The organism is Micromonospora jinlongensis (assembly GCF_013410645.1).
GTDB lineage: Bacteria > Actinomycetota > Actinomycetes > Mycobacteriales > Micromonosporaceae > Micromonospora > Micromonospora zamorensis.
This window is the reverse complement of sequence record NZ_JACCHK010000001.1, coordinates 3,777,457-3,795,689: the sequence shown is the minus strand read 5'-3', so window position 1 is coordinate 3,795,689 and position 18,233 is coordinate 3,777,457. Positions and strand designations below refer to the sequence as shown.

19 protein-coding genes are annotated in these 18,233 nt (G+C 70.6%); 7 read left to right on the top strand and 12 right to left on the bottom strand.

Annotated features, from left to right (window positions below):
* Nucleotides 1–14 precede the first annotated feature (14 nt).
* Genes HNR22_RS16760 through HNR22_RS16745 form a run of 4 tightly spaced genes read right to left on the bottom strand, consistent with a single transcriptional unit; the run spans nucleotide 15 to nucleotide 3,588 of the window.
* Nucleotides 15–656: a response regulator gene (locus HNR22_RS16760; RefSeq protein WP_179781149.1), complete on the bottom strand. Its 642-nt coding sequence runs from the start codon at nucleotides 654–656 to the stop codon at nucleotides 15–17.
* Nucleotides 653–1,921, bottom strand: a complete 1,269-nt coding sequence (locus HNR22_RS16755; RefSeq protein ID WP_179781148.1) for a sensor histidine kinase — start codon at nucleotides 1,919–1,921, stop codon at nucleotides 653–655. The genes HNR22_RS16760 and HNR22_RS16755 overlap by 4 nt, the downstream gene beginning before the upstream one ends.
* A gap of 11 nt (nucleotides 1,922–1,932) precedes the next feature.
* Entirely contained in the window at nucleotides 1,933–2,667 is a 735-nt protein-coding gene (locus tag HNR22_RS16750; RefSeq protein WP_179781147.1) for an ABC transporter permease, read from the bottom strand.
* Between the two features lie 12 nt (nucleotides 2,668–2,679).
* Complete coding sequence (locus tag HNR22_RS16745) at nucleotides 2,680–3,588, bottom strand: ABC transporter ATP-binding protein (RefSeq protein WP_179781146.1); 909 nt, start codon at nucleotides 3,586–3,588, stop codon at nucleotides 2,680–2,682.
* Between the two features lie 126 nt (nucleotides 3,589–3,714).
* Between HNR22_RS16745 and HNR22_RS16740 the strand changes: the two genes are divergently transcribed.
* The 5 genes from HNR22_RS16740 (at nucleotide 3,715) to HNR22_RS16720 (ending at nucleotide 7,796) form a co-directional block, all read left to right on the top strand.
* The gene (locus HNR22_RS16740) at nucleotides 3,715–4,578 is read left to right on the top strand and encodes an EI24 domain-containing protein (protein WP_218906453.1); all 864 of its coding nucleotides are present in this window, start codon (nucleotides 3,715–3,717) and stop codon (nucleotides 4,576–4,578) included.
* Nucleotide 4,579: 1 nt separating this feature from the next.
* On the top strand, nucleotides 4,580–5,095 hold the full coding sequence (locus HNR22_RS16735) for an O-acetyl-ADP-ribose deacetylase (protein WP_179781144.1): 516 nt from the start codon (nucleotides 4,580–4,582) through the stop codon (nucleotides 5,093–5,095).
* Nucleotides 5,096–5,282: 187 nt separating this feature from the next.
* A complete protein-coding gene (locus HNR22_RS16730) occupies nucleotides 5,283–6,413 on the top strand; it encodes an ABC transporter permease (protein ID WP_179781143.1) in 1,131 nt (376 codons plus the stop codon).
* A complete protein-coding gene (locus tag HNR22_RS16725; protein ID WP_179781142.1) occupies nucleotides 6,410–7,141 on the top strand; it encodes an ABC transporter ATP-binding protein in 732 nt (243 codons plus the stop codon). Before HNR22_RS16730 ends, HNR22_RS16725 begins: the two co-directional genes overlap by 4 nt.
* A gap of 70 nt (nucleotides 7,142–7,211) precedes the next feature.
* The gene (locus HNR22_RS16720) at nucleotides 7,212–7,796 is read left to right on the top strand and encodes a TetR family transcriptional regulator (RefSeq protein ID WP_179781141.1); all 585 of its coding nucleotides are present in this window, start codon (nucleotides 7,212–7,214) and stop codon (nucleotides 7,794–7,796) included.
* A 32-nt stretch (nucleotides 7,797–7,828) separates the two neighbouring features.
* Here the strand turns inward: HNR22_RS16720 and HNR22_RS16715 are convergent, their stop codons facing one another.
* The gene (locus HNR22_RS16715) at nucleotides 7,829–8,725 is read right to left on the bottom strand and encodes a GNAT family N-acetyltransferase (RefSeq protein ID WP_179781140.1); all 897 of its coding nucleotides are present in this window, start codon (nucleotides 8,723–8,725) and stop codon (nucleotides 7,829–7,831) included.
* A 1-nt stretch (nucleotide 8,726) separates the two neighbouring features.
* Entirely contained in the window at nucleotides 8,727–9,140 is a 414-nt protein-coding gene (locus HNR22_RS16710) for a RidA family protein (protein ID WP_179781139.1), read from the bottom strand.
* Nucleotides 9,141–9,393: 253 nt separating this feature from the next.
* On the opposite strand from HNR22_RS16710, the gene HNR22_RS16705 reads away from it, so the two are divergent.
* The gene (locus HNR22_RS16705) at nucleotides 9,394–9,927 is read left to right on the top strand and encodes a hypothetical protein (RefSeq protein WP_179781138.1); all 534 of its coding nucleotides are present in this window, start codon (nucleotides 9,394–9,396) and stop codon (nucleotides 9,925–9,927) included.
* 551 nt (nucleotides 9,928–10,478) lie between these two features.
* Here the strand turns inward: HNR22_RS16705 and HNR22_RS16700 are convergent.
* The 6 genes from HNR22_RS16700 to HNR22_RS16675 form a co-directional block, all read right to left on the bottom strand.
* Nucleotides 10,479–11,486, bottom strand: coding sequence for a LacI family DNA-binding transcriptional regulator (locus HNR22_RS16700; RefSeq protein ID WP_179781137.1), 1,008 nt, complete (start codon nucleotides 11,484–11,486; stop codon nucleotides 10,479–10,481).
* Between the two features lie 20 nt (nucleotides 11,487–11,506).
* Nucleotides 11,507–12,886: a GH1 family beta-glucosidase gene (locus HNR22_RS16695; protein WP_179781136.1), complete on the bottom strand. Its 1,380-nt coding sequence runs from the start codon at nucleotides 12,884–12,886 to the stop codon at nucleotides 11,507–11,509.
* Nucleotides 12,883–13,716, bottom strand: coding sequence for a carbohydrate ABC transporter permease (locus HNR22_RS16690; protein ID WP_179781135.1), 834 nt, complete (start codon nucleotides 13,714–13,716; stop codon nucleotides 12,883–12,885). The genes HNR22_RS16695 and HNR22_RS16690 overlap by 4 nt, the downstream gene beginning before the upstream one ends.
* Complete coding sequence (locus HNR22_RS16685) at nucleotides 13,713–14,702, bottom strand: carbohydrate ABC transporter permease (RefSeq protein WP_179781134.1); 990 nt, start codon at nucleotides 14,700–14,702, stop codon at nucleotides 13,713–13,715. The genes HNR22_RS16690 and HNR22_RS16685 overlap by 4 nt, the downstream gene beginning before the upstream one ends.
* 69 nt (nucleotides 14,703–14,771) lie before the next feature.
* Entirely contained in the window at nucleotides 14,772–16,079 is a 1,308-nt protein-coding gene (locus tag HNR22_RS16680) for an ABC transporter substrate-binding protein (protein ID WP_179781133.1), read from the bottom strand.
* A 185-nt stretch (nucleotides 16,080–16,264) separates the two neighbouring features.
* A complete protein-coding gene (locus HNR22_RS16675) occupies nucleotides 16,265–17,023 on the bottom strand; it encodes a maleylpyruvate isomerase family mycothiol-dependent enzyme (protein ID WP_179781132.1) in 759 nt (252 codons plus the stop codon).
* Between the two features lie 69 nt (nucleotides 17,024–17,092).
* Between HNR22_RS16675 and HNR22_RS16670 the strand changes: the two genes are divergently transcribed.
* A complete protein-coding gene (locus HNR22_RS16670) occupies nucleotides 17,093–18,175 on the top strand; it encodes a UDP-N-acetylmuramate dehydrogenase (protein WP_179781131.1) in 1,083 nt (360 codons plus the stop codon).
* Nucleotides 18,176–18,233: the final 58 nt, after the last annotated feature.

The window sequence follows — 18,233 nt, the reverse complement described above, 5'->3', positions numbered from 1 at the left end:
TGCCCGGCCCCCGCTCACCGCCCGCCGGGGGTCAGCAACCCCCTGTCGTACGCGGTGGCCACCGCGGCGGCCCGGTCGTTGACCCCGAGCTTGGCGTACACGTGCAGCAGGTGCGTCTTGACGGTGGCCTCGCTGATGAACAGCCGAGCCGCCGCCTCCCGGTTGGAGGCACCACGGGCCACCAGGGTGAGCACCTCCAGCTCACGCTGGCTGAGCGGCTCCTCGACCGGTGCACGCAGCCGGCCCATCAGCCGGCCGGCGACGCTCGGCGCGAGCACCGACTCGCCCCGGGCGGCGGCCCGTACGGCGCGGACCAGTTCCTCGCGGGGCGTGTCCTTGAGCAGGTAGCCGGTGGCACCGGCCTCGATCGCGGGCAGCACGTCGGCGTCCGTGTCGTACGTGGTGAGCACCAGCACGCGGGCGGTGCTGCCGGAGCGGGCCAGCCGGCCGATCGCGGTCACGCCGTTCATTCCGGGCATCCGCAGGTCCATCAGCACCACGTCCGGCCGCACCGTCGCGACCAGGGCCAACGCCTCCGAGCCGTCCGCGGCCTCGCCGACGACCTCGAACCCGGGGTCGCCGGTGAACATCCCGCGCAGCCCGTCGCGCACCACCGGGTGGTCGTCGACGATCAGCAGCCGTATCGGGGCGGTCAACCGGCACCTCCCGGCAGCGCGGGGACGGACGCCGAAATGGCGGTGCCGACTCCCGGTTCGGATTCGACGGCCAACTCGCCACCGACCCGGGCCACCCGCTGCCGCATCGCGGTCAGCCCGTACCCGCCGCCCGGCTCGCGGGGCGCAGGCTGCCCGGCGACGTCGAAGCCCGTCCCGTCGTCACGGACATCGAGAGTGACCACGTCGGTCATGTACGACAGGGTCAGCCCGACCCGGGACGCGGCGGCGTGCCGGGCCACGTTGGCCAGCGCCTCCTGGGCGGCCCGCAGCAGGGTCACCTCGACCTCCGGGTGCAGGGGGCGGGGCGTACCGGTGGTGGCGACCTCGGCCCGTACCCCGTTCAGAGCCGACCAGCGCCCGCCCAGCTCGACGAGCGCGTCCGGCAGCCGGGCTGTCTCCAACGTCTCCGGACGGACGGCCCGCACCGAGCGGCGGGCCTCGGTGAGGCTCTCCCGGGCCAGCGCGAGCGCGTTGTCGACGTGCCGCCGCCAGTCGGCGGAGCGGTCGCGGGTCTGCTCCGCCGCCTCCAGTTGGGTGATGATCCCGGTCAACCCCTGGGCCAGGGTGTCGTGGATCTCCCGCGCCATCCGTTGGCGCTCGTCCAGCACGCCGGCCTCCCGTGCCTGGGCGAGCAGTTGGGCGTGCAGCCCGGCGTTCTCCCGGACCGTCTCGGTGAGTTGACGGTTGGCCTCGCCGAGCTCCGTCATCAACCGCCGGCGTTTGGTGTCCTCCTGTTCGGCGATCATCGCGAACCAACTCACCGAACCGGCCACCAGCAGGTTGAAGAGCACCAGCACCAGCCAGAGTGGCCAGTGCGACGTCACCACCGCCAGACCACCGCCCTGAGACGTGGCCACGAGGGCGGCCGTGGTGACCATCCCGGCGACCCGCCAACGCCCGGGCAGCACCGGGAAGGCGTGGATGTAACCGATCCAGGCGAAGAAGCCGTACCACGGGCTGGCGGCCACCAGCACGGCCGCGAGCGTGAGCAGTCCGGCGTAGTAGACCGCCATCGGCCTGCGCCGGCTCTGCCAGTCGGGGTGCAGGGTCACGAACCAGGCGACCCAGCATCCGGCCGCCACGGCGACCGCGAGGGTGGGCGCCGCCCCGGGGCTGGCGGGTGCCGGTGCGACGAGGGCCAGCAGGGTGCCCAGAGCCAGCCCGCCGTACGGGAACACGCGATAGACGTTCGCCTCGCGCTTTCGCCAGTTGGTCAGACGGTCGTGCCCACCGCTGCTGGTCATCGGATCCCCGCTCACTCCCAGCGGAACAGTTTCGCCGCGCCGGCCCCGGCCGCCACGGCGATCACCGCCATTATCGCCAGGTGCGATGGCTGCGGTGACGCGCCGGTCCAGGCGTCGAGGAGCGCCTGCACCCCGGGCGGCGTGTAGTCGCCGATCCGCGCCACGGCGTCCGGAAGCAGGAACCGGGGCAGATAGACCCCGCCGAAGAACATGGTGAGCAGGAACAGTGGCACGGCCAGGGCCTGAGCCGCCTTCGTCGTCCGGGCCACGGCGGCGACCAGCAGCCCGAGCGCCAGCAGCGCCGCCGTGCCGAGGACGAACGCCAGGATGAAGCCGAGCGGGTGCCGGGGGAGCGGCACCCCGAACGCCAACCGGCCGACGATGATCAGCAGCAGCGCGCTGGCCAGGATCGCGGCCAGGGCCACCACCATCTGGGCGGCGAGCAGAGCGGCCGGGTGCGCCGGGGTGGTCGCCAGCCGACGCAGCACGCCGCGTTCCCGGTAGGTCGCCAGCGCCATGGGCAGCGTGTTCACCCCGACCATGGCGAGGGTGACCACCAGCAGCGACGGGGCGAAGTAGTTGACGAAGTTCTGCCCGTCGAAGTTCGGATCCGGCTCGCGGAGTGAGGGGATCAACCCGAGCACCACCAGGATCATTGTGGGCAGCCCGACTATGGTGAGCAGCGTCGGTAGGTCCCGCAGGTAGAGCCGCGCCTCGATCCTCAGGATCTGACGGAAGGCGTGCATGCTTGCCCCTTTTCAGTCGACGGGCCGGTGCCCGGTCAGCTCGACGAAGGCGTCGTCGAGGGTGGACTGCTCCAGCCGCAGGTCGGCGGCGACGATCTGGTGGCGGGCGAGCACCGAGGTGACGGCGTGCAGCAGGTCACCGGTGCCGGTCACCACCACCTGGCTGCCGGTGCGCTGCACGGCGGACACCTCGGGCAGGTCGGTGAGGAGCCGGTCGTCGACCGGTGCCGAGGGCCGGAACCGGATCCGCTGCTCCGGAGCCACCGCCGACACCAGGCCCGTCGGGGTGTCCAGGGCGACGACCCGGCCCCGGTCGATCACCGCGATCCGGTCACAGAGCCGCTCGGCTTCCTCCATGAAGTGGGTGACCAGCACGATGGTCACTCCGCTGTCCCGGACCTGTTCGATGAGACCCCAGGTGTCCCTGCGGGCCTGCGGGTCCAGCCCGGTGGTCAGCTCGTCGAGGATCGCGATCTCCGGGTTGCCGACCAGGGCCAGCGCGATGGAGAGCCGCTGCTTCTGACCGCCGGAGAGCTTCTTGTACGCGGTGTTCCGCTTCTCGCCGAGGCCCAGCTTGTCGATCAGAGCGGCCGGGTCGGCCGGGTTGCGGTAGAACGAGGCGTACAGCTCCAGGGCCTCGGCCACCCGGAGTCGGTCCGGCAGTTGGCTCTCCTGGAGTTGCACCCCGACCCGCTGCCGCAGCTGCGCCGCGTCCCGGCGTGGGTCGAGCCCGAGGACCGACACCCCGCCCCCGTCCGGGACACGCAGCCCGGCGACACACTCGACTGTCGTGGTCTTGCCGGCGCCGTTCGGGCCGAGCACGCCGAAGATCTCCCCGGCCTCCACGGTGAGCGACACGTCGTCCACCGCCGTCAGATCGCCGTACCGCTTCCTCAGGTGGGTCACCTCGATGACCGACATCGTGCCGCCCTTCGCCGCTGTCCTCGTACCCCCTCAAGGGTTGTCGGGGTGACCCGCCGGCGAATCGACTGGTCGGCGATGATCCCCGGCGTCCCCGGTGGATCAGCTCCGTCAACCAACCGGTTGATGTGGACGCGGAGAGTCACTGCTACGGCTCCACCCGGCGGATCGGATCATCGGTCGATAGGCTGCTCGATCGTGGATGTCAGCAGAGTCGCCAGCCCGGTCACCGGAGTCGTCGGCCGCTTCCTCGCCGGGGCGGGGCTGCTCGTGCGCGGGCTGGGCCTCTATGTCCGCAGCCCGGGGTTGATGCTGCTCGGGGTCGTGCCGGCGCTGATCTCCGGCGCGTTCTTCCTGGCCGCGCTCGGCACCCTGGTGTACTTCGTGGACGACCTCGCCGCGCTGGTCACCCCGTTCGCCGACGACTGGTCGAGCACCGCCCGCAGCCTGGTCCGGGTGATCGCCGGCCTGGCCTTCCTGGGGCTCGGCGGCCTGCTCGGCGTGCTCACCTTCACCGCCGTCACCCTGGTCATCGGCGACCCGTTCTACGAGAAGATCTCCGAGCAGGTCGAGCAGCGGTACGGCGGCACGCCGGGCGCGGTGGACGTGCCCTTCTGGTCGTCGTTGCGGCGTAGCCTCGCCGACTCGGTACGACTGGTGGCGCTCACCGCGCTGGTCGGGATTCCGCTCTTCCTCGCGGGCTTCATCCCCGTGGTCGGCCAGACGGTCGTCCCGGTGATCGGCGCGGCAGTGGGCGGCTGGTTCCTCGCCGTGGAGCTGGTCGGGGCACCGTTCTACCGACGCGGCATGCGGCTGCCGCAGCGCCGGACGATCCTGAAGGCCGACCGACCCACCGCGCTCGGCTTCGGGGTGGCCGTCTTCCTCTGCTTCCTCATCCCGCTCGGCGCGGTGTTGATCATGCCGGCGGCGGTCGCCGGCGCGACGCTGCTGGCCCGCCGATCGCTCGGCCAGTCGATCGAGAAGGACTGACATGGAGATCACCCTGGTCGAGGGGGACATCACCACACAGCAGGTCGACGCCATCGTGAACGCCGCCAACTCGTCCCTGCTCGGTGGCGGCGGGGTCGACGGCGCCATCCACCGACGCGGCGGGCCGGCCATCCTGGCCGAGTGCCGGGCGCTGCGGGCATCCCGCTACGGCAGGGGTCTGCCCACTGGCCAGGCGGTGGCGACCACAGCGGGGGAGCTGCCGGCCCGCTGGGTGATCCACACCGTCGGGCCGGTCTGGTCCGCCAGCGAAGACCGGTCGGCGCTGCTGCGCGACTGCTACGCCAACAGTCTCCGCGTGGCCGACGAGCTGGGCGCGACCACCGTGGCCTTTCCGCTGATCTCCGCCGGCATCTACGGCTGGCCGGTCGAAGACGCGGTCCGGCAGGCCCTGACGGTGCTGCGCCCGGCCACGCCCGCCACCGTCGTCGAGGCCCGCCTGGTGCTGTTCGGGGCGGACACCCATGCCACTGCCTGCCGCGTTCTCGACATCGCCTGATCACTACGCCGGGCGGCCCCTGTCCGCCTGATCACTACCGGCCTGGGTGGCGTCCGCGGTCCGCTCGCCCGGGCTGTTTTCGCAGCGTGCGGTGTGGCGAAGGCATCAGCGGAGCACGTCAACTTTTACCAACAGCGTGTTGATAACATGTCGACATGATGTCGATAACCTACGAGGGCGGGCGCTGATGTTCCTCGCAATTCGTGAGCTGAACTTTGCCCGCCTGCGGTTCGCGCTGATGGGCGCGGTGATCGCCCTGATCGCAGTGCTGATGGTGATGCTGTCGGGCCTGTCGGTCGGGCTGGTCCGCGACGGGGTGTCCGGGCTGCAGAACCTGCCGGTCACCTCATTCGCCTTCGCGCAGGACGTCCAGCGTGACTCCGCGTTCTCCCGCAGCGTCGTCGACCTGTCGGCGGTGGACGAGTGGGACGCCCAGCCGGGCGTCGCGGATGCGGCACCGTTCGGCAACACGCTGGTGAACACGCGTACCGACCGGGGAACCGAGGTCGATCTGGCACTGTTCGGGGTGCAACCCGACTCGTTCCTGTCTCCGTCGGTCAGTCAGGGTGAACGACTGGGAACCGAGGACGGAATCGTGGTCAGCCCCACGGCGTTGGACGCGGGCCTGCAGATGGGCGACACGGTCACCATCGATCGACTCGGCACGCGACTGCGGGTCGTCGGCGTCACCGAGCAGCAGGACACCTTCGGACACGTGGACGTGGCGTACGTGCCGCTGGCGGCGTGGCAGGCCATCAAGTCCGGCACCGCCCCCGGCACGGCGCTGCCGCAGCGTGCCGCAACGGAAATCACGGCGGTGGCGGTTCGCGCGGACGACGGAAAGTCCGTCGACCTGGCCGCCGGGGACACCGCGGCAGGCACCGAGAGTCTGACCCTGAAGGACTCTTACGGTGCCTCGCCGGGATACACCGCCGAGACGACCACCCTGCAACTGATCCAGGGATTCCTGTACGCGATCTCGGCGCTGGTCGCCGGAGCGTTCTTCGCGGTGTGGGCGATCCAGCGCAAGCCGGAGGTGGCCGTCCTGCGGGCGCTGGGCGCCTCGACCGGCTGGGTGTTGCGGGACGCGCTGACCCAGGCGTTCGTGCTGTTGGCGGCTGCTGTCGCCGTCGGTGTGGGGATCGGGCTCGCGCTCGGCGCCCTCATCACCGGCAGCGGTATCCCGTTCGCCCTCAGCATGCCGAGCATCTCCGCAGCCGGTGTCGGCCTCGTCGTCCTCGGCCTGGTCGGAGCCGGCGCGGCGGTCATCCGTATCACCTCTGTCGACCCGGCCACCGCTCTGGGAGGAAACCGATGAGCAGTCGTCCCGCTCCGACCGCTTCGACCACACCCGTCGACGACGCACCCGAGCGGCTCGGGTTGGTGATGCGTGCGGTGTCCCTGCGGCACGGCAACGCCGCCGAGACCGTGCAGGCGCTCGACGACGTCGACCTGACGGTGCGACCCGGTGAACTCGCCGCCGTCGTGGGTCCGTCCGGTGCGGGCAAGTCCAGCCTGCTCGCCGTCGCCGGCGGTCTGGCCCGGCCCGACCACGGAACCGTCACCGTGGCCGGTCAGGACATGACCGTGCCGAGTCGCCGCACACGGACGGAGTTGCGCCGCCAACATGTGGGGTTCGTGTTCCAGTCGGGCAACCTACTGCCGGCGTTGACCGCCGCCGACCAGTTGCGGCTGCCGCTGCGGCTGGGGCCGCGGTCGCAGCGGTCCGGCCGTGACCCGCTGGAACTGCTTGCGGGCGTCGGCATGGCGGACAAGGCCGACCGGCGCCCGCACCAACTGTCGGGCGGCGAACGTCAGCGCGTCGGGATCGCCCGGGCACTGGTCACCGAGCCCAGCGTGCTGTTGGTCGACGAACCGACGGCGGCCCTGGACCGGGCCCGCAGCCACGAAATCGTGCAGCTACTGGCCCGCGAGGCCCGGCAGCGGTCGGTCGCGGTGGTCATGGTCACTCACGACCACGATGTGCTGCAATACTGTGACACCGTCTACGAGATGGTCGACGGCAAGCTCGCGGCCAGCAGCTAGCCACGACGGCAGGGTGCGGGCGCGGCGCACGACCAGACCGGTCACGTCCGTCCGGAACAAGGGGGGCGGCGTGCCGAAGATCCAGGCCGCGACTGTCGCTGAGCACCGGGCCTCCCAACGCGCCGCGCTGCTCGACGCGGCCCGCACCCTGCTGTCGAAACACCCCGAGCAGATCCCTGGTCTGGCCGAGGTCGCCCAGCACGCCGGCCTCGCCCGATCCAGCGTCTACTCGTATTTCAAGTCCCGCGCCGACATGTTCGACGCACTCGTCATCGACACGTTCCCCCGCTGGTCGGCGTACGTCGAGAAGCACATGGACGAGGCCGCCGCCCCCGGGCCGAAGATCCAGGCGTACGTGGAAGCCAACCTGCAACTGGTTGCCCGAGGCGACCACGCACTGGCCCGCGCGCTGGCCTCGGCGGGTAGCAGCGAGACACTCGCCTCGTCCAGTCGACTCATGCACGACCGCCTGGAAGCCCCGCTGCGCGCCGCGCTCACGGATCACGGCTCGTCGGACCCGGTCCGCATGGCAGAACTGGTCCAGTCGATCGTCTACGCCCTGAGCCGGATGATCGAGGGAGGGCTTCCCCTGCGGACCGCAACCGGCCTCGCCCGCGAACTTCTCAGCCCGTACCTCGATCTCGACAACGGCTGAGGGTTCGGCCCGACCGGGCGACGATGATCAGGTCAGGTCAGCTCCGCCAGGCAGGACCACTGGGACGCCACCGGCCGGTAGCCCAGCCGGGCGTTGATCGCCAACATCGGCGCGTTCGCCTCGTCGTTCGAGGTGTACGCGACGCGTACGCCGGTGGCGGCGGCCCGGTGCAGCGCGGCCGCCTTGGCCAGCCGCGCCAGCCCTCGGCCCCGGTACGCCGGGATGCTGCCGGTGTAGTCCGACCACATCCGGTCCCCGTCCCGCTTCACCAGGCTGAACGCGACCACCTCACCACCGACCTCGGCCGCTATGCTGGCCGCCTTGTCCAGCCCGAGGTTGTCCCACACGTCGTACTGCCAGCTCTCGTAGCTCTTCGCGTCGACCGGCACGTCGCCCGGTTCGTCCGCCGCCGAGGCCACGTCCGCCATGTACAGGAGGTGCGGGTCCAGGTCGGCGATCGGAAGCAGCCGTACGCCCGGTGGCGGGTCGGGCAGCGCGGGTGCCGGATTCAGGTCGAGCGCGGAGTAGCGCACCTCCCGACTGGGCTCGTAGCCGTGCCGCCGGGCGTACGGCAGCGCGTCGGGCTGTGCCATGGCACGCACCCGGCGGATTCCCAACGGGCGGAGGAAGTCGGTCGCGGCGGTCAGCAGGGCGGTGCCGATGCCGTGCCGCCGGTGTTCCGGGTGCACGTGCAGCAGGTTGATGCCACCGACGTCCGCCGCCGACGTCGTGCCGATGCGTTCGGCGGACACCCAACCGACCACCCGCTCGTCGACCTCGGCCACGAACGCGGTCCAGTCCTCCTCGGGCGGCGGTTGGGCGATCATCTTCGCGGTCGACTCGACCCCACGCACCAGGTACGGGTAGACAGTCGCCCGCAGGGCCACCACGGCCGGGGCGTCGTCGGGTCGTGCCACCCGGATACGCATGTCAGGCCTCCGTCCGTACGGCGGCGACGGCCTCGACCTCGACGAGCTGGTCGGTGTAGCCGAGCACGGCGACCCCGAGCAGGGTGCTGGGTGGGTCGTGGTCGCCGAAGAAGTCCCGCACCACCTCCCAGACGGTCACCAGATCCTTCTGCTGCGAGGACGCCACGTAGACGGTGGTCTTGACGACGTCGGTGGGGGTGGCGCCGGCCGCCGCGAGGGCGGTCTCCAAATTCGCCATCACCTGCCGGGCCTGTGCGGCGTGGTCGCCCGGCGCGACGGTGCGTCCCTCAGCGTCCAGCGGGCACGCCCCGGCGGTGAAGACCAGCCGGGCGGGCGGCTCGACGACGGCCGCGTAGGCGTACTCGGCGACGTCGGACAGGGCGGGGACGTGCAGCAACGCGACAGGATCCGGCATGCCGGCGAGGCTAGCGACGATCACGCACCCGGGCGACGCATTAACCGCCTGGGCGGCAGCGACCTCACGGGTATGACGGGCTGCTGATTCGCAGCTGGGCCCGGGTGCGCGGAGTGGTCCTTCGCTCTGCTCGGGCCGGGGCAGACATGCGTCGATTCCTTCAGTATTCTGCCCGGGCTGGGTTCGTCACTGCACGGGGGCAAACGACTCGCCGCGTTGACGGCTGGGATTTGAAGTGAGGAAGAGGTAAGGCATGCGTGTGCTGTCCAAGGCTGCGGTGGTTGGCGTGGCAGGTGCCGCGGTGGCGGCGACCTTCGCCGGCGTTGCGCTCGCGGCAAACGATGACTCTCCGACGGATACCAACGGTGGCTCCATCGTGGAGGATTTCAAGTACCCGGGCGCGGCGGCCATTCTGGCCGCACAGAACATCGAGCTGATCTCTGGTGACGGTCACATCGTGCTGGCCGACTGCGGCACCCCCGTCAGCAACAACATCGGCGTGATCAAGGTGTGGACGACCGAGCCGATCGGTCAGTCGAGCGATGGCCTGGTCTGCTTCAAGGCTCTCGCGGCCACCGGCCGGCTTGATCTCAAGGTGCCCGGCGTCTACGAGATCCGCGGCGACGGGCAGACCTCGACCACCGGGCACAACGGGACGGCGACCGTCACCACCGACGCCGGCACGAAGACCACGAAGGACCTGGACCCGAACGGCAGCACCCAGTTCGGGATCGGCGACGGCGGCGAGGAGCCGACCACCCTGCTCCAGTTGACCGTCAAGCCGTGAGCTGACCGGCTGTCGTCCTGGGACGGCTGCCGGCACGCTGGAGCGACGACGGGCGATGAAGGCGCAGTTTGCTGACGGCAGATACACGGTGACGATGGATCGGAACGAACTCGTCGTCATTATTTCCGCACTCGTCATGCTCGATGAGGTGGTGCCGTCGGACGGCGCTCCGAGACTACGTCGGCCGGACGAGGGAGGACTTCAGGCGGCTCACCGACGAGCTGGCGGAAGTCTGCGGCCCGGAGCCGTACCGGCCGGAGGACGATCGGCTGGCCGGGCACTGAGTCGCACGATTCGGGTCGTCCCCTGATACGGGGACGACCCGAGCCGTATCCGGAGGGTGCCCGACCGTCGGCGGGCGGTCTGCCCGACAGGTAGCGGCGTCGGCGGCGACGGCCCAGGACGCGGCAGCCAGGGCGACCGCCTCGGCGAACGAACCCACCAGGTCCGCCGTCTGGGCGCAGGCTTTCGCCACACGGGCCCGAAAGTACGCGACGGACGCCTACGCCTCGTACAAGCGGGCCTACGACCACGCCTCGTCCGGACGTCGACTACGCCGACTCGCGGACGACCAGCTCGGTGGGGAGCATGACGGCCTGTTCGATGGTTTCGCCGGCGGCGAGCCGGAGCAGTTGCCGGGTCATCCGGCGGCCGAGTTCCACGATCGGCTGCCGGACGGTGGTCAGCGGTGGCTCGGTGTACGCGGCCGTCTCGATGTCGTCGAAGCCGACCACCGCGACGTCGTCGGGCACCCGCCGGCCGGCTTCGCGCAGCGTCCGCAGGGCGGCGTGCGCCATCAGGTCGGAGGCGGCGAAGACGCCGTCCAGGTCGGGGTGCTCGGTGAGCAGACGACGCATCGCCGCCGCCCCGGACTCGCGGGTGAAGTCGCCGACGGCGATCAGCTCGGGCAACCCCGCGTCGGCGACCGCGCTGCGGTAACCGCTGAGTCGTTCGATCCCGGCGACCATGTCCTGTGGGCCGGCGATGGTGGCGATCCGCCGCCGACCGATGTCGATCATGTGTCGGACGGCTGTGGTCACCCCGGCCACGTGGTCGACGTCGACGTACGGCACGGGCACGTCGCCGAGCGGCCGGCCGCTGACCACCACCGGGATGCCGAGCCGCGCCAGTGTGCCGGGCAACGGGTCGGCGCCGTGCAGCGAGGCGAACAGCACCCCGTCGACGTGCCGGCCGGTGGTGTACCGCTCGACCCGCTGATGCCCGGCCGGCGAACCGGCGAGCATCAGCACCAGTTGCTTGTCGGCCGCCTCCAGCTCCTGGCTGACGCCACGGATGATGCCGGGGAAGACCTGGTCGTCGGAGAAGACCCGGGTGGCCGCCTCCGGCATGACCAGGGCGATCGAGTCGGTGCGTTGGGTGACCAGGCTGCGGGCGGCCAGGTTGGGCACGTAGCCCAGCTCGGCGACGGCCCGGGTGACCGCCTCCCGGATCGGCTCCGCGACGGTGGTGGAGCCGTTGACCACCCGCGACACGGTGGCGCGGGACACCCCGGCCCGCGCCGCCACCGCTTCGAGCGTCGGCCGCTGCGCCGTCGTCATCGCGCCTTTCCCCCCGCTCGTCACAGCCCGTTCCGGGAGATCACCTCCTGGTACCACCGGGCGCTGGCCTTCGGTGTGCGCCGCTGGGTCAGGTAGTCGACGTGCACGATCCCGAACCGCTTGCGGTAACCCTCCGCCCACTCGAAGTTGTCCAGCAATGACCATACGAGATAACCGCGCAGGTCCACGCCCCGGGAGATCGCCTCGTGCGCCGCGCGCAGGTGCCCGTCGAGGTAGGCGATGCGATCGGTGTCGATGACCTGTGTCGGCCCGTCGGGCGAGTCGGCGCCCGGCTTGTCGGGGAACGCCCCACCGTTCTCGGTGATCAGCAGGGGCACGCCGGGGTAGTCGGTGGCGATCCGTTCCAGCAACCGGGTCAGCCCGGCCGGCTCGATCATCCAGCCCATGTCGGTCAGCGGCCCGGTCGGCGGCACGAAGTGCACAGCGCCCTCGGTGCCCGGGTAGGCGTCGTTGCCGGCGCCGTCGGGTCGGCCTGCCACGTAGCCGGGCGCGTAGTAGTTGATCCCCAGCAGGTCGATCGGTGCGGCGATCAGCTTCTCGTCACCGTCGCGGATGAACGTCGGCTCGATGATCCGCGCGACGTGCTCGCGGACGTCGTCCGGGTAGCCGCCGGCCAGCAGCGGGTCGAGGAAGATCCGGTTGTGCAGGCCGTCGACCAGACGCACCGCGGCGGCGTCCGCCGCGCTCTCCGGGTCGACCGGTCGCACGTCGGCCGGGTTGACGGTGATGCCGACGCTGCTCGCGCCGGCTGACCGCAGCGCCCGCGCCGCCAGGCCGTGGCCCAACAGCAGATGGTGTACGGCGGTGAAGGCCGCTCCCGGGTCCTGCTCGCCCGGGGCGTGCACCCCGTTGCCGTAACCGAGGTAGGCCGAGCACCACGGCTCGTTGAGCGTGGTCCACACGTCGATCCGGTCGCCGAGGCGGGCGTACACGGCGGTGGCGTAGGTGGCGAAGTGCTCGGCGGTGTCCCGGTTGGTCCAGCCGCCACGGTCACCCAGGGCCTGCGGCAGGTCCCAGTGGTAGAGGGTGACGATGGGGTCGATTCCCCGATCGAGCAGGGCGTCGGTGAGACGGTCGTAGAAGTCCAGCCCGCGCGGGTTGGCCGGGCCGGTGCCGTCGGGCTGGATGCGGGGCCAGGCGACCGAGAAACGGTACGCCCGCAGGCCCAGCTCGGCCATCAGCGCCACGTCGTCGGCGTACCGGTGGTAGTGGTCGCAGGCGACGTCGCCGGTGTGACCCTGGTACACCTTCCCCGGCGTACGGCTGAAGGTGTCCCAGATGGACGGACCGCGACCGTCGTCGCGGGCCGCGCCCTCGATCTGGTACGCGGCGGTGGCCGCCCCCCAGAGGAAATGGTCGGGAAAACGGAGTTCCTTCACGCCTTGACCGCACCTTCCATGATCCCGCCGATGATCTGCCGGCCGAACAACACGAAGACCAGTAGCAGGGGCAGCGTCGCGATCGCTGTCCCGGTGAACACCTGCGACATGTCCTGGTAGTAACCGTCCGACAGCGCCCGCAGGGAGAGCTGCACGGTGGGATTCGCCGGGTCGTTCAGCACAGCGTACGGCCACAGGAAGTCGTTCCAGGTGGTCATGAACGTGAGCAGGCCGAGCACGGCGGCGGCCGGGCGCAACGCGGGCACCACGACGTGCCACCAGATCCGGGCGGTGCCGCAGCCGTCCATCCGGGCGGCCTCGATCAGCTCGTCGCTGATGGCCTGGCCGGCGTACTGCCGCATCATGAACACCCCGAACCCGGTGACCAGCACCGGGACGATCACCGCGGGCAGCCGGTCGTTCCACTGCAGCCGGGTCATCAGCAGGTACAGCGGAATCACGCCGAGCTGGGTCGGCACCATCATCGTCGCGATGATGACCAGCAGCAGCGCGTTGCGACCGCGGAACCGCAGCTTGGCGAAGGCGAACCCGGCCAGGCTGGAGAAGAACACCACGGACACGGTGACCGTGCTCGCCACGATCGTCGAGTTGATCAGGCCGGTGGCGAAGTACGCGTCGGTGTTGTCGAACAGCCGGGCGATGTTCGCGCCCAGGTTGCCGCCGGGGGTGACCGGGGGCGGCAGTTGGCCCATCGCGTCGTTGGAGCGGCTGGCGACGACGATCATCCACCAGATCGGGAAGATCGACAGGCCGGCCGCGACGACCAGGGCCAGGTAGGTGAGCGGGCTGGCCCGCCAGAGCCGGCTCATCGCGCCGATCCCTTCCGTGCGTCGGGGCCCGATCCGCCGCCGAGGCGGCGCAGGATCAGCACATTGACCATCGCGACGATCGCGATGAGCGCGAAGAGCAGCCAGGCGACCGCCGAGCCATAGCCGAAGTTGTAGTGCGGGGCGAAGGCGTTCTCGAACATGTACATGGTCAGGGTCTGCGACTCGCGCAGCGGTCCGCCGCGGATCGGGTTGGTGCCGGAGTGGAACATCCGGGGCTCGGTGAAGAGTTGCAACCCGCCGATGGTGGCGATGATGGTGCAGAAGATGATCGTCGGTTTGAGCAGTGGCACGGTGACCGACCAGAACTGTCGGGCCCGGTTGGCGCCGTCGATCGCCGCCGCCTCGTACAGGTCCCTGGGGATGGCCTGCATGGCGGCAAGCAGGATCAGCGCGTTGTAGCCGGTCCACCGCCAGTCGACCATGGCGGAGATGGCCACCCAGGAGGCGAACCGGTTGGACTTCCAGCCGATCGGGTCCATCCCGATCAGGTCGAGCAGCCAGTTGATCATGCCGAACTCGCGGCCGAAGAGCACTCCGAACACGATCGCCACGGCGGCGGTGGAGGTCACGTTGGGAACGAGTACCGCCATCCGCCAGCCGGTACGCGCCCGCAGGCCCCGGTTGAGCAGATTGGCCAGCCAGAGCGCGGCGAGCAGCTGCGGGACGGTGGAGATCACGAAGATGCCCAGCGTGTTGACCAGCGCGTGCCAGAAGTCGGTGTCGGCGAGCAGTCGGGTGTAGTTTTCGGCGCCGATGAACGGGTGGTCGGTGCCGAGCAGGTCCCAGTCGTGCAACGAGACCCAGAAGGTGTAGGCCAGCGGGTAGGCCCCGAAAATCGCAAAGATCAGGAAGAACGGGGCGATGTAGAGGTACGGCGAGAACCGGGTGTCGAGCCGGCTGAAGCGACCTGTCGGACGCGGGGGTGCCGGTGCGACCGGCGGGCGGGCTTCGAGCTGGGCGGTCATGCCCGGGGACTCCTTTCGCCGTGCGGGCGGGACTCCGGTGACCGGGGCCCGCCCGCACGATCGCTCGGGCTACTTGGCGGCGGCCTTCTTGGCGTTGGTCACCGCGTCCGTCCAGCCCTGCGCGGGGCTGCGCTGGCCCAGCTCCACGGTCCGCACGGCGTTCTCCACCTCGGTGCGGACGGCCTGGTTCTTCGGGCCCATGTAGACCGGCTTGAGGCTCTTCGCGCCGGTGCCGAAGATCGAGCCGACGGGCGCCCCGGAGAAGTACGCGTTGGTCGCGCCGGTGATCGCCGGGTCGTCGAGTGCCTGCGGCGAGGAGGGCAGCGGGCCCTTCGCCTTGAACGCGCCGATCTGACCCTTGGCGCTGGTCAGGAACTTGGCCAGCTCGATGGCCTCGGCCTGGTGCTTGCTCTGCTTCGGCACGGCGAGGTGCGACCCGCCCCAGTTGCCGCCGTTGCCGGGCACCTTGGCGATGTCCCACTTGCCCTGGGCGGCCGGGCCGGAGTTCTGCTCGATGACACCGGTCATCCAGGCGGGGCAGGCGATGGTGGCGAACTTCGACTGCTTGAAGGCGGACACCCACTCCTCCGACCAGGAGCCGTACTTGCCGGAGAGGCCCGAGTCGATGATGTCCATGGTGGTGTCGTAGGCCTGTCGCACGGCCGGGTTGCTGTCGACGACCAGCTTCTCGCTGGTGTCGTAGTAGCTGTAGCCGCTGCTGTTGCCGGCGGTCTGCAGCAGGATCGTGTTGAACGTGTTGGTGGCCGCGTCGAGGAAGGACGCCCCGGTCTTGGCCGCGGCGAACTTCTCACCGGTGGCGATGTAGTCCGGCCAGGTGGGCCAGAGCTTGGAGACCTCGTCGCGCTCGGTGGGCAGGCCGGCCTTCTCGAAGAGGTCCTTGCGGTAGCACATGGCGATGCCGCCGACGTCGGTGCCGAGGCCGATGAGCTGCTTGCCGTCGGCGGTCAGGCCGGCGTTCCACTTCCACTCGAGGAAGTTGCCCTTGAGGTCGGCGGCGCCGTGGTCCAGCAGGTTGACGAAGTTGCCGGGGTTGGCCTTGTACTCGACCATCAGCCCCTCCTCGATGGCCACCACGTCGCCGGCGCCCCGGCCGGCGGCGAGCCACTGGGTCAGCTTCGGCGAGTACTCGTCGAGGTTGGTGCCGGTGCCGCGCTCGACGATCTTCACGTCGGGATTCGCGGTCATGTACTCCTGGTAGAGCTGCTCGTAACCGAACTGACCGAAGACGTCGACGGTCAGGGTGACCGGCCCGTCCCCGCTCTGCTCGTCGCCGCCACCGCAGCCGGCGGTGACGAGCAGGGCGGTGGTCGCGGCGAGGGCTACCGCGGCGAGCCGGCGGCGCGGGAAGACAGCCATGGGTTTCGACCTCTCTCAAGGTGGTCGGTGGTGGCAGATGGTTAAGAGAGCGCTCTCACGGACAGGGTGGTGGGACATGTCCGGCCCTGTCAAGAGAGCGCTCTCTTTGATATCCCGACGTGACCCACGACGTGTTCGAGGGCGCCCCCCCGTCAATGGGTGACGCCCTCGTCGGCAAGGCCCGCTCAGTCGGGGCGCAGACCGTCCAGCAGGCCCCGGTCCCCGGCGACATCCAGCGTCTCGAAGCTCACCCGACCCCAGAGCGCCAGCAGCAGGTCGCTCGCCGTGCCGCTGACCTGCGCCCGGGCATGGTGGTCGTCGTGGTCGAAGATGGTCGCGGTGTCGAGCAGCGCCACCCCCTCGCCACGTAGCCGCAGATACCACTCCTGGGCCGCGTCGGTCGCGGAAAGCTGCACCACCCCGTGCCAGTCGCCCGGCACGTGCCGCCGACCCGCCGGCAGCCAGGTGTCCAGAACCTCGCTCACCCCGTCGGCCGCCAGCTTCGCCTCGACCGGGTCACCGGCCCCGATGGCGAGCTGGGCGTCCCAGCGGTGCACCGCCGTCTCGTGAGCCATCCGACGCGGCCAGAAGCCGGCCTTCTTCGGCTGCGGCGCCCAGTTCCACGCCGGTGCCTCCGGGTCGAGGCCGTCGAAGACGGTCAACAGCCGGTCGTACCCCTGCTGCCAGAGCTGGAGCGGGCTCACGCCCGGGTCCGCCTCGATCGGCTCGCGGCGGGCCGGCTGCGCGGTCGCGCCGGAGCCGACGAACGACGACACCCAGTGATAGATGCCAGCGAGGTGCAGTGTCAGGTCGTTGACCGTCCAGCCCGGACAGGACAGCACCGGTGTCTCCGGCGGCGCCTCGGCCACCGCCGCCGCGAATGCCGGACCTTCCGCCCGGAGCGCCCCGATCCAAAAATCCTTGCTGCCCTGCAGTCTGCTCATCGCCATCCTCCCGGGGGTGCCGGGCGACCAGTGGGTGCCACGGCTACTACTCAGCCTAAGGTGAAGGGCGTGCCAGACGCCTCCGCCCAGCCGACAACCGCAGCCGATCGTGCCATCCCTGGTCCACTGGCCAGCTACACGACTCTAGGGATGGGTGGGTCGGCCGCGCGCATCGTCACCGCCGGCAGTGCCGAAGAGATCATCCGCGCGGTCCGGGACGCGGACGAGCAGGTCCTGATCCTGGCCGGTGGCAGCAACCTCGTGATCGGCGATTCCGGCTTCCCCGGCACCGTCGTCCTGGTGCGCTCCCGGGGCCTGCGCGTCGTCGCGGAGGATGCCGGGTCGGTCACCGTACGGGTCGAGGCCGGCGAGCCGTGGGACGACCTGATCGCCGCCACGGTCGCCAACGGCTGGGCCGGTCTGGAATGCCTCTCCGGCATCCCCGGCTCGACCGGCGCAACCCCGATCCAGAACGTCGGCGCGTACGGCCAGGAGGTCGCCGAGACGATCACCGGCGTCGAGGTGTACGACCGGGTCGAGGGCACCCGCCAGATCATCCCCGCCGCCGACTGCGGGTTCGCCTACCGAGGCAGCATCTTCAAGTACGCGGACCGCTGGGTGGTGCTCTCCGTCGACTTCCGGCTCACCCGGTCCCCGCTCTCCGGGCCGGTGCGCTACGCCGAGCTTGCCAGGGCGCTCGGTGTCGAGGTGGGCGACCAGGTGCCGCTGGCGGACGCACGGGCGACGGTGCTGCGGCTACGCGCGGGCAAGGGCATGGTGCTCGACGCCACCGACCCGGACACCCGCTCCGTCGGCTCCTTCTTCACCAACCCGGTGCTCGACGGGGCGACGTACGAGCTGCTCCGGGAGCGCGCCGCCGACATCGGCGACCCGCCCGCCTGGCCGGGAGCCGACGGCATGGTGAAGGTCAGCGCGGCCTGGCTGATCGACAAGGCCGGCTTCACCAAGGGCCACCCCGGCCCGGGCGGGACGGCCATCTCCAGCAAGCACACGCTCGCCCTCACCAACCGCAGCGGCACCGCCCACACCGCCGACCTGCTGGCCCTGGCCCGCGACATCCGCGACCAGGTCCACGCCCGCTTCGGCGTAACCCTCCACCCCGAACCAGTCCTCGTAAACTGCACCCTCTAACCCACCCCCCACCCCCACACCCACCCCCCTCCCATCCGGTCGATCATGGAGTTGTGGT

Excerpts from the sequence above, each read along its gene's own strand:
- HNR22_RS16755 (WP_179781148.1), bottom strand. The coding sequence starts at position 1,921 with ATGACCAGCAGCGGTGGGCACGACCGTCTGACCAACTGGCGAAAGCGC.
- HNR22_RS16750 (WP_179781147.1), bottom strand. The coding sequence starts at position 2,667 with ATGCACGCCTTCCGTCAGATCCTGAGGATCGAGGCGCGGCTCTACCTG.
- HNR22_RS16745 (WP_179781146.1), bottom strand. The coding sequence starts at position 3,588 with ATGTCGGTCATCGAGGTGACCCACCTGAGGAAGCGGTACGGCGATCTG.
- HNR22_RS16740 (WP_218906453.1), top strand. The coding sequence starts at position 3,715 with ATGTGGACGCGGAGAGTCACTGCTACGGCTCCACCCGGCGGATCGGAT.
- HNR22_RS16735 (WP_179781144.1), top strand. The coding sequence starts at position 4,580 with ATGGAGATCACCCTGGTCGAGGGGGACATCACCACACAGCAGGTCGAC.
- HNR22_RS16730 (WP_179781143.1), top strand. The coding sequence starts at position 5,283 with ATGTTCCTCGCAATTCGTGAGCTGAACTTTGCCCGCCTGCGGTTCGCG.
- HNR22_RS16725 (WP_179781142.1), top strand. The coding sequence starts at position 6,410 with ATGAGCAGTCGTCCCGCTCCGACCGCTTCGACCACACCCGTCGACGAC.
- HNR22_RS16715 (WP_179781140.1), bottom strand. The coding sequence starts at position 8,725 with ATGCGTATCCGGGTGGCACGACCCGACGACGCCCCGGCCGTGGTGGCC.
- HNR22_RS16710 (WP_179781139.1), bottom strand. The coding sequence starts at position 9,140 with ATGCCGGATCCTGTCGCGTTGCTGCACGTCCCCGCCCTGTCCGACGTC.
- HNR22_RS16705 (WP_179781138.1), top strand. The coding sequence starts at position 9,394 with ATGCGTGTGCTGTCCAAGGCTGCGGTGGTTGGCGTGGCAGGTGCCGCG.
- HNR22_RS16700 (WP_179781137.1), bottom strand. The coding sequence starts at position 11,486 with ATGACGACGGCGCAGCGGCCGACGCTCGAAGCGGTGGCGGCGCGGGCC.
- HNR22_RS16690 (WP_179781135.1), bottom strand. The coding sequence starts at position 13,716 with ATGAGCCGGCTCTGGCGGGCCAGCCCGCTCACCTACCTGGCCCTGGTC.
- HNR22_RS16685 (WP_179781134.1), bottom strand. The coding sequence starts at position 14,702 with ATGACCGCCCAGCTCGAAGCCCGCCCGCCGGTCGCACCGGCACCCCCG.
- HNR22_RS16680 (WP_179781133.1), bottom strand. The coding sequence starts at position 16,079 with ATGGCTGTCTTCCCGCGCCGCCGGCTCGCCGCGGTAGCCCTCGCCGCG.
- HNR22_RS16675 (WP_179781132.1), bottom strand. The coding sequence starts at position 17,023 with ATGAGCAGACTGCAGGGCAGCAAGGATTTTTGGATCGGGGCGCTCCGG.